Annotated in this window: 11 protein-coding genes; 8 read left to right on the forward strand and 3 right to left on the reverse strand. The window is 72.2% G+C overall.

From position 1 onward, the window contains the following. The first annotated feature begins 19 nt into the window (after positions 1 to 19). Genes AB0P24_RS06760 through AB0P24_RS06790 form a run of 7 tightly spaced genes read left to right on the forward strand, consistent with a single transcriptional unit; the run spans position 20 to position 3691 of the window. The gene (locus AB0P24_RS06760) at positions 20 to 283 is read left to right on the forward strand and encodes a gas vesicle protein GvpG (protein WP_365791128.1); all 264 of its coding nucleotides are present in this window, start codon (positions 20 to 22) and stop codon (positions 281 to 283) included. Further along, positions 280 to 966: a DNA primase gene (locus AB0P24_RS06765; RefSeq protein ID WP_365791129.1), complete on the forward strand. Its 687-nt coding sequence runs from the start codon at positions 280 to 282 to the stop codon at positions 964 to 966. Before AB0P24_RS06760 ends, AB0P24_RS06765 begins: the two co-directional genes overlap by 4 nt. After that, positions 963 to 2060, forward strand: coding sequence for an SRPBCC family protein (locus tag AB0P24_RS06770; protein ID WP_365791130.1), 1098 nt, complete (start codon positions 963 to 965; stop codon positions 2058 to 2060). Before AB0P24_RS06765 ends, AB0P24_RS06770 begins: the two co-directional genes overlap by 4 nt. Next, a complete protein-coding gene (locus tag AB0P24_RS06775; RefSeq protein ID WP_365791131.1) occupies positions 2057 to 2410 on the forward strand; it encodes a gas vesicle protein in 354 nt (117 codons plus the stop codon). The genes AB0P24_RS06770 and AB0P24_RS06775 overlap by 4 nt, the downstream gene beginning before the upstream one ends. Continuing rightward, the gene (locus tag AB0P24_RS06780; RefSeq protein ID WP_365791132.1) at positions 2407 to 3225 is read left to right on the forward strand and encodes a GvpL/GvpF family gas vesicle protein; all 819 of its coding nucleotides are present in this window, start codon (positions 2407 to 2409) and stop codon (positions 3223 to 3225) included. The genes AB0P24_RS06775 and AB0P24_RS06780 overlap by 4 nt, the downstream gene beginning before the upstream one ends. Beyond that, positions 3222 to 3410, forward strand: coding sequence for a gas vesicle protein (locus AB0P24_RS06785; protein WP_046730146.1), 189 nt, complete (start codon positions 3222 to 3224; stop codon positions 3408 to 3410). The genes AB0P24_RS06780 and AB0P24_RS06785 overlap by 4 nt, the downstream gene beginning before the upstream one ends. Then, positions 3407 to 3691 carry a gas vesicle protein K gene (locus AB0P24_RS06790; RefSeq protein ID WP_093498107.1) on the forward strand — a complete coding sequence of 95 codons (285 nt, stop codon included), beginning with the start codon at positions 3407 to 3409 and terminating at the stop codon, positions 3689 to 3691. Before AB0P24_RS06785 ends, AB0P24_RS06790 begins: the two co-directional genes overlap by 4 nt. A gap of 23 nt (positions 3692 to 3714) precedes the next feature. Here the strand turns inward: AB0P24_RS06790 and AB0P24_RS06795 are convergent, their stop codons facing one another. The 3 genes from AB0P24_RS06795 to AB0P24_RS06805 form a co-directional block, all read right to left on the reverse strand. Then, positions 3715 to 3885 (reverse strand): hydrophobic protein, encoded by a 171-nt coding sequence (locus tag AB0P24_RS06795; RefSeq protein ID WP_234537583.1) that lies wholly within the window; start codon positions 3883 to 3885, stop codon positions 3715 to 3717. A 48-nt stretch (positions 3886 to 3933) separates the two neighbouring features. Further along, positions 3934 to 4749: a class I SAM-dependent methyltransferase gene (locus AB0P24_RS06800; RefSeq protein ID WP_365791133.1), complete on the reverse strand. Its 816-nt coding sequence runs from the start codon at positions 4747 to 4749 to the stop codon at positions 3934 to 3936. A gap of 143 nt (positions 4750 to 4892) precedes the next feature. After that, the gene (locus AB0P24_RS06805) at positions 4893 to 6416 is read right to left on the reverse strand and encodes a phosphatase PAP2 family protein (RefSeq protein WP_365791134.1); all 1524 of its coding nucleotides are present in this window, start codon (positions 6414 to 6416) and stop codon (positions 4893 to 4895) included. A gap of 70 nt (positions 6417 to 6486) precedes the next feature. Here AB0P24_RS06805 and AB0P24_RS06810 point away from each other — a divergent pair, with 70 nt between their 5' ends. Next, complete coding sequence (locus AB0P24_RS06810; RefSeq protein WP_365791135.1) at positions 6487 to 7134, forward strand: histidine phosphatase family protein; 648 nt, start codon at positions 6487 to 6489, stop codon at positions 7132 to 7134. Positions 7135 to 7251: the final 117 nt, after the last annotated feature.

A 7251-nucleotide genomic window follows, 5' to 3' on the forward strand; every position in this document is an offset into this window, starting at 1 on the left:
ACCGAAGGAGCAGGCACCCATGGGACTGATCAAGGAGCTGCTGCTACTGCCCTTCGCGCCCGTGCGCGGCAGCGCCTGGGTCGTCGAGAAGGTGGTGCAGGAGGCGGAGCGGATCTACTACGACCCCGCCACGGTCCGGGCCGAACTGGCCCGGCTGGAAGAGCGGCTGGAAGCCGGCGAGATCGACGAGGAGGAGTTCGACCGGGCCGAGGACGAGCTTCTCGACCGGCTGGAGATCGCCCTGCGCAAAGGCGTGGGGCCCGGGAATGGGATGCATACATGAACCGCATGGGACTGGGCCTCGCGATCGGGGCCGGATACCTGCTGGGCCGGACCAAGAAGCTGAAAATGGCCGTCGCGGTCGGGTCGTTGGTGGCCGGCAAACGGCTCAACCTGACCCCGAAGGCGGTGCTCGACCTGGCCAACCAGCAACTGCGCGACAACCCGCAGTTCAAGGAGATCGGGGAGCAGCTGCGGCACGACCTGCGCGGGGTCGGCAAGGCCGCCTCCGGTGCCATGGTCGAACGGCAGCTCGGCGCCCTCGCCGACCGGCTGCACGGCCGTACCGAGGAGGTGCGCGACCAGCTTGCGGGTGTCGTGCCCGACACCGGCGACCTCGGTCTCGGCGGCGACCGGGACGAGGACGAGGAGCCGGAGGAGGACGAGGCGCTGGAGGAGGACGAGGCGCCGGAGGAAGAGACCAGGAGCCACAGGGCCGGGAGTGACAAGGCCAGGAGTGACAGGGCCGGGAGCGACAAGGCCGAGGACGACCGCGAGGAGCGGTCCGGCCGGAAGGCGCCGGCCCGCAAGGCCCCCTCGAAGAAGGCGGCCGAGAAGCCACCGGCGAAGAAGTCGTCCGCCAAGCCGCCCGTCAGGAAGGCGCCGGCGAAGAAGGCCGCGCAGGGCCGGGCGGCCGCCAAGAAGACGGCCGGCCGGGCCCGGCCGAAGGGAGGCGGTGACCGATGAACAGCGGACCGCTCACGGACGCGGCCCACTCCGAGGCCGCCGAACGACTGAAGGCAGAGGTGCAGGAATACCTCTCCGCCCAGACCGAACGCCTGCTGGTGGGCGCCGGGCGCAAGCTCGGCGAGGCCACCGGCAAACTCAACGACATCGCCGAGGGCAACAGCCCGGGCTTCGCCAAGCTCGCCCTCGACGCGGGCCGCAAGGTCACCGAGGGCAAGGGCCCGCTGCGCTCCGCCCTGGAGCTCGGCCTGAGCCACGCCAAGGACACCGTCATGGACAAGGTGAAGAACCTGGGGGGCGGCAAGGGCAAAGGCAAGGGCAGCGGGCAGAAGCCGACCGTCATCATCGAGTCGGTCGACGTCGGCGTGCCGGTGCGCACCGCCTACGACCAGTGGACCCGCTACCAGGACTTCAGCACCTTCGCCAAGGGTGTCAAGAGCGCCAGCCGCTCCGACGACACCTCGACGAACTGGCAGGGCAAGATCTGGTGGTCCAGCCGCAGCTGGAAGGGCAGCACCGTCGAGCAGGTCCCGGACTACCGCATCCAGTGGTCGACCGAGGGCGCCAAGGGCACCCACAAGGGGGTCGTCACCTTCCACCGGCTCGACGACAACCTCACCCGGGTGCTGCTGGTGATCGAGTACTACCCCAGCGGGTTCTTCGAGAAGACCGCCAACGTCTGGCGCGCCTCGGGCCGCCGGGTCCGTCTCGACCTCAAGCACTACGCCCGCCACATCACCCTCAAGGGAGAGGCGGAGGACGGCTGGCGCGGCGAGATCCGCGACGGCGAGGTCGTCCGCAGCCACGAGGACGCGCTGGCCGAGGAGGAGGAGAACGAGGAGCGCGGCGAGAACGAGGCCGAGAACGAGGCGCCGGACGAGGAGTACGAGGGCGAGGAGCCCTACGACGAGGCGGAGGACGCCGAGCAGGGGGAGGATGAGGAGTACGAGGCCGAGGGCGAGGAGGAGCCCGAGGGCGAGTACGAGGACGCGGAGGACACCGACACCGAGGAGACCGAGGACGAGGAAGAGCCGGAGTACGAGGAAGAGCCGGAGGCCGAGGAAGAGTACGCCGGTTCCCGGAGCCGTCGATGACGATGGCCGGCCGGCTGCCCGAGCCCTACGGACGGGACGGCGGGGGCGCCAACCTCGCCGACATCCTGGAGCGCGTTCTGGACAAGGGCATCGTCATCGCTGGTGACATCAGGATCAACCTGCTCGACATCGAACTGCTCACCATAAAACTCCGCCTGGTCGTCGCCTCCGTCGACCGGGCGAAGGAGATGGGCATCGACTGGTGGGAGCACGACCCCGAACTGTCCACCCGCGCCCGGAGCGATCAGCTCACCCGGGAGAACCACGAGCTGCGGGAGCGGCTGGCCGCCCTGGAGGCACTGGAGGCCGGCCGGGGACAGCGCCACGAGCGCCAGGAGGAGGACAGATGACCGCACAGGGCGGACTCCGGTACGTGTACGCCGTCTGCCGTCCGTTCGCGGCGGCCCTGCAGGCCCAGCTCACCGGCGTGGCCGGCGCCCCGCCGGGGCTGCTCAGGCACCATGGCCTGGTCGCCGTCGTCAGCACGGTCCCGGAGGGCGACTTCGCCGAGGAGCCGCTGCGGGACCATCTGGAGGACCTGGACTGGCTGGCCGCGACCGCCCGTGCCCATCAGGGGGTGATCGACGCGCTCACCACGGTCACCACGCCGCTGCCGCTCCGGCTGGCCACGGTCTTCCGGGACGACAGCGGCGTGCGGACCATGATGGAGGCCCGCGAGGCCGGCTTCCTGCGTGCCCTCGACCGGCTGGACGGGCGGGTCGAGTGGGGCGTGAAGCTCTACGCCGACCCGCCCGAGCAGGCGCCCGCGCCGGCCGGCCGGCCCGCCAGCGGGCGGGACTATCTGCGGCAGCGGCGGATGAGCACGCGCGCGCAGGAGGAGAAATGGCGGGCCGCCGAGGAATTCGCCCACCGTCTGCATCAGCGGCTTTCCGAGCGTGCCGAGGATTCCCGGCTGCACCCTCCGCAGAACGCGATGCTTTCCGGAGTCTCCGGGCAGAACCTGCTCAACGCCGCTTATCTCGTGCCGCGCGCGGATTCCGAGGAATTCGTGGAACTGGTCGACCGTACGAAGGACGAGGCCCCACACATGCGGGTGGAACTCACCGGGCCCTGGGCGGCCTATTCCTTCACGGAGCCGCCCGCGGAGCCAGAGCCGGAGCCGGTGCCGGTCACCGAGCCGGCGGAAGCGGGGGAGCAGCGGTGACCGTCGTCGAACGCCGTGAGGTCGCCCTGGTCGACCTGCTCGACCGGCTGCTGGCCGGCGGGGTGGTCATCACCGGTGACATCACCCTGCGGATCGCGGACGTCGACCTCGTCCGTATCGACCTGAACGCGCTGATCAGCTCGGTCAACGCGCAAGTGCCCGCACCGTGGGGGGAGCCGACGTGAGCGAACACCGCAACCGGCTGGACCTCGAACCGGACACCGTCGAGCGCGACCTGGTCAAACTCGTGCTGACCGTCGTGGAGCTGCTGCGCCAGCTGATGGAACGGCAGGCGCTGCGCCGCTTCGACACCGGTGACCTCACCGAACAGCAGGAGGAGCGCATCGGGCTCACCCTGATGCTGCTGGAGGACCGCATGGCCGAGCTGCGGGACCGCTACGGACTGCGGCCCGAGGACCTGAACCTGGACCTCGGGCCGCTGGGACCGTTGCTGCCGCGCGACTGATTCCGCCACCGGTCGGTGGCGTGTCACCACCTGTACCAGCGGCCCCTGCCGCCGGCGCCGGTCGTGCCGCGCACCAGGAATCCGAGAAGCCATATCACGAGTACGGCGAGCGCGATCCACCAGAGCAGTTTCACCGCGAATCCGGCCCCGAAAAGAATCAGGACCAGAAGCAGTACCAGCAGGATGGGAACCATAGTGTGAACCTCCTGCAAAGCGGGTTTCCCCAAATCCGCGGATCAGGCTCACTTACGGCACAGAATTTCTCCGTGCAGTACGGCGAACCAGCCGTCCTCCTGTCCGGCCCACTCCCGCCAGGCCGCCGCGATGGCCTCCAGCTGCTCCTTGGTCGCGTGACCGCCCCGCACGGCCCGCTCGGCATAGGAGGAGGCGACCGTACGGTCCCCCCACAGCCCGCCCCACCAGGCCCGCTCCTCGGCCGTACTGTAGGTCCAGGTGCCGGAGGTGGCTGTGATGTCGGTCAGGCCCGCCGCCAGCGCCCAGGACCGCAGCCGGCGCCCGGCGTCGGGTTCACCGCCGTTCGCCCGGGCCACCCGCCGGTACAGCTCCAGCCAGTCGTCCAGGCCGGGCACCGCCGGGTACCAGGTCATCGCCGCGTAGTCCGCGTCGCGTGCGGCGACGAACCCGCCGGGCTTGGTGACCCGGCGCATCTCGCGCAGCGCCTGCACCGGGTCGCCCACGTGCTGGAGCACCTGGTGGGCGTGGACCACGCAGAAGGTGTCGTCCGGGTAGTCCAGCGCGTGTACGTCGGCGACCGCGAAGTCCACGTTCGTCAGCCCGCGCCCGGCGGCGGTCGCGCGGGCCTGGTCCAGGATGCCCGGCGCGTGGTCGACGCCGGTGACATGGCCGTCCGGGACCAGGGCCGCCAGGTCCGCGGTGATCGTCCCCGGGCCGCAGCCGATGTCCAGGATCTTCATGTGGGGCTTGAGCGAACCCCGCAGGTACGCGGCCGAGTTGGCGACCGTTCGCGAGGTGTGGGAACGCAGCACCGACTCGTGGTGCCCGTGCGTGTAGACAGCGGTCTCCTGCGGCTTCGACATGGCTCGACCCCTTCGCGTCACACCGGCGGACGGGGCCGGACGGCCTCGTCCCGCGGTATGCGCAACGCTACGCTCGCATGCCGAATGATGAGACCCGCGTTTCGCGATATGGACTGACGAGCCGTCGTCGCGTGGCGCGCGCGTCAGGGCACCGGCCGGTACACGGTCAGCGCCTGCGGCAGCTTCTCCACGGTCAGCTCGCCTGCCACATCGATGACTTCACCGTCGTACGCGAGCGGTGTGCCGGGCGCGACACCGGTCAGGCGCAGCCGGCTCACCCGTGTCTCGGCGCGGGCGGGGTGGGGGTACCTCCCGCTTGAGCCAAGCCGGGAGTGGGGGAGGGGCAGCGGGCCCGCGAGGGCGGCGGAGAGCAGGCTGAGCGCAGGGTGCCGGCCGCCGTGCACCACGCGTACGTCGAGCTGCCCGTCCGCCAGGTCGGTGCGGCGGCCCGGAGCCAGGCCCATCCGGTGGTAGACGCAGTTGCCGACGAACAGCAGCCACAACGGATGAGTCCTGCCACGCAGTTCGACCTGTAGCGGATGCCGGTCCGTACGCAGCACGCGCAGCGCGGCCAGCACCTGGGCGGGCCAGCCGCCGATGCGGGGCGCCCAGCGCTCCCGGTCCCGGACCAGCTCCGGATAGACGCCCAGGCTCAGCGTGTTCAGGAAGACCCCCGTCTGGTCACCGGAGACGAAGCGGCCGAGGTCCACCCGGACCGCCTCGCCCTCGCGCACCGCCCGGCCGAGGCTCCGTGCGTCCTCCACGCTCAGGTCGTAGGCGAAGTGGTTGAGGGTGCCGCCGGGCAGCACCGCGAGCGGCAGCCCGTGGCGCAGGGCGATGTGGGCCGCCGCGTTCACGGTGCCGTCGCCGCCGCACACCCCGAGCGCCCGCGCCCGCAGCGCCGCCTTCGCCAGCTCGGTCTTCACCTCGCCCGGCTCGCACTCCACCAGCTCCGCCTTCGGCAGCTCGTCGCGCAGCGCCCGGACCCGGTCGGAACTGCCGGAGGCACGATTGGCGACGACCACCAGACCGTCCCCGTCGGGCAGCGCCGGGGCCTCGGCGCGCGGCTGGGGCGGCGGGCCGGTCTGCGCCCGGGTCGGCACCAGGCCCCGTACGGCGAACGCGGCGCCGACGCCCAGCGCGGCGCCCGTGAGCACGTCGCTCGGGAAGTGCACGCCCGTGTAGACCCGGGACATCGCGACGGAGAACGCCACCGGTGCCACCACCGCGCCCCACGCCGGGGACTCCAGGGCGACCCCGGCCGCGAAGGCGGCCGCCGACGCGGCGTGCCCGGAGGGGAACGAGGTGGTGACCGGCTGCCGCCTCAGGTGCCGTACCGCGGGCACCGGGTCCAGGCGCGGCCGGGGACGCCGCACCGAGCGCTTGCCGACGGTGTTGATGGTCAGGGAGGCCAGGGCGAGCGAGGCCAGGCCGCGGGCGGCGGCCCGGCGGGCCCGGGGCGTGCGGGTCGCGGCCACCGCGGCCGCGGTGGCGAACCACAGCACCCCGTGGTTGGCGCTCCGGCTCAGCCGGGGCAGCACCGGCTCGGCGAACGGCCAGTTCCGCTCGGCGGCGGTCTGGAACAGCCGGCTGTCGAGGGCGAGGAGCCGGTCGCGCAGCGCGTGCCGGCCGGGCTTCGGGACGGTCAGGTCGAAGTCTGGGCTCATGCCGGTGCGGTTACCCTGAAGCGGCACTTTCCTGCCGCCACACGGTGCGGTCGAGTGAGAGGAACCCCGGATGCGCCTGCTCCTCATACGTCATGGGCAGACCCCGACCAACGTCGAATACCTCCTCGACACCGCCGTGCCGGGCCCCGGTCTGACCGCCCTCGGCGAGCGGCAGGCGGCGGCCCTCCCCGGAGCCCTCGCCGACGAGGACATCGAGGCCCTCTACGTCTCCACCCTCACCCGCACCCAGCTCACCGCCGCCCCGCTGGCCGCCGCCCGCGGTCTCGACCCGGTCGTCCGCGACGGCATCCGGGAGGTGTCCGCCGGCGACCTGGAGCTGCTGCCCGGCCACTCCGAGCACGGCGAGAGGTACATGCGCACCGTGTTCGCCTGGGCGGCCGGGGACACCGCGCTGCGCATGCCCGGCGGGGAGAGGGGGGACGAGGCCCTGGGCCGCTACGACGCGGTGATCGCGGAGGCCGCCGCGAGCGGCGCCGGGACGGTCGCGATGATCAGCCACGGCGCCGCGATCCGCATGTGGACGGCGGCCCGCGCCCACAACGTGGACGTGCCCTTCGCCGCGTCCCGCCCCCTGGCGAACACGGGCGTGGTGGTCCTGGAGGGCTCCCCGGGGGACGGCTGGAAGGCGCTGAGCTGGGAGGGCGCGGTCGTGGAGCCGACGGGGGTGAGCGGGCCGACGGGGGATCCGCTGGAGTAGGGGGACGCCGACGTTTTCGGCCGCGGGTGCGTTGTGGTTGCTCGCGCAGTTCCCCGCGCCCCTTGAGGGGCGCGGGACCGCCATGTCCGGGGACGGCCTCAGGTGTAGGCGCACGGC

This window comes from Streptomyces sp. NPDC086519 (assembly GCF_040686075.1).
Lineage (GTDB): Bacteria > Actinomycetota > Actinomycetes > Streptomycetales > Streptomycetaceae > Streptomyces > Streptomyces shenzhenensis.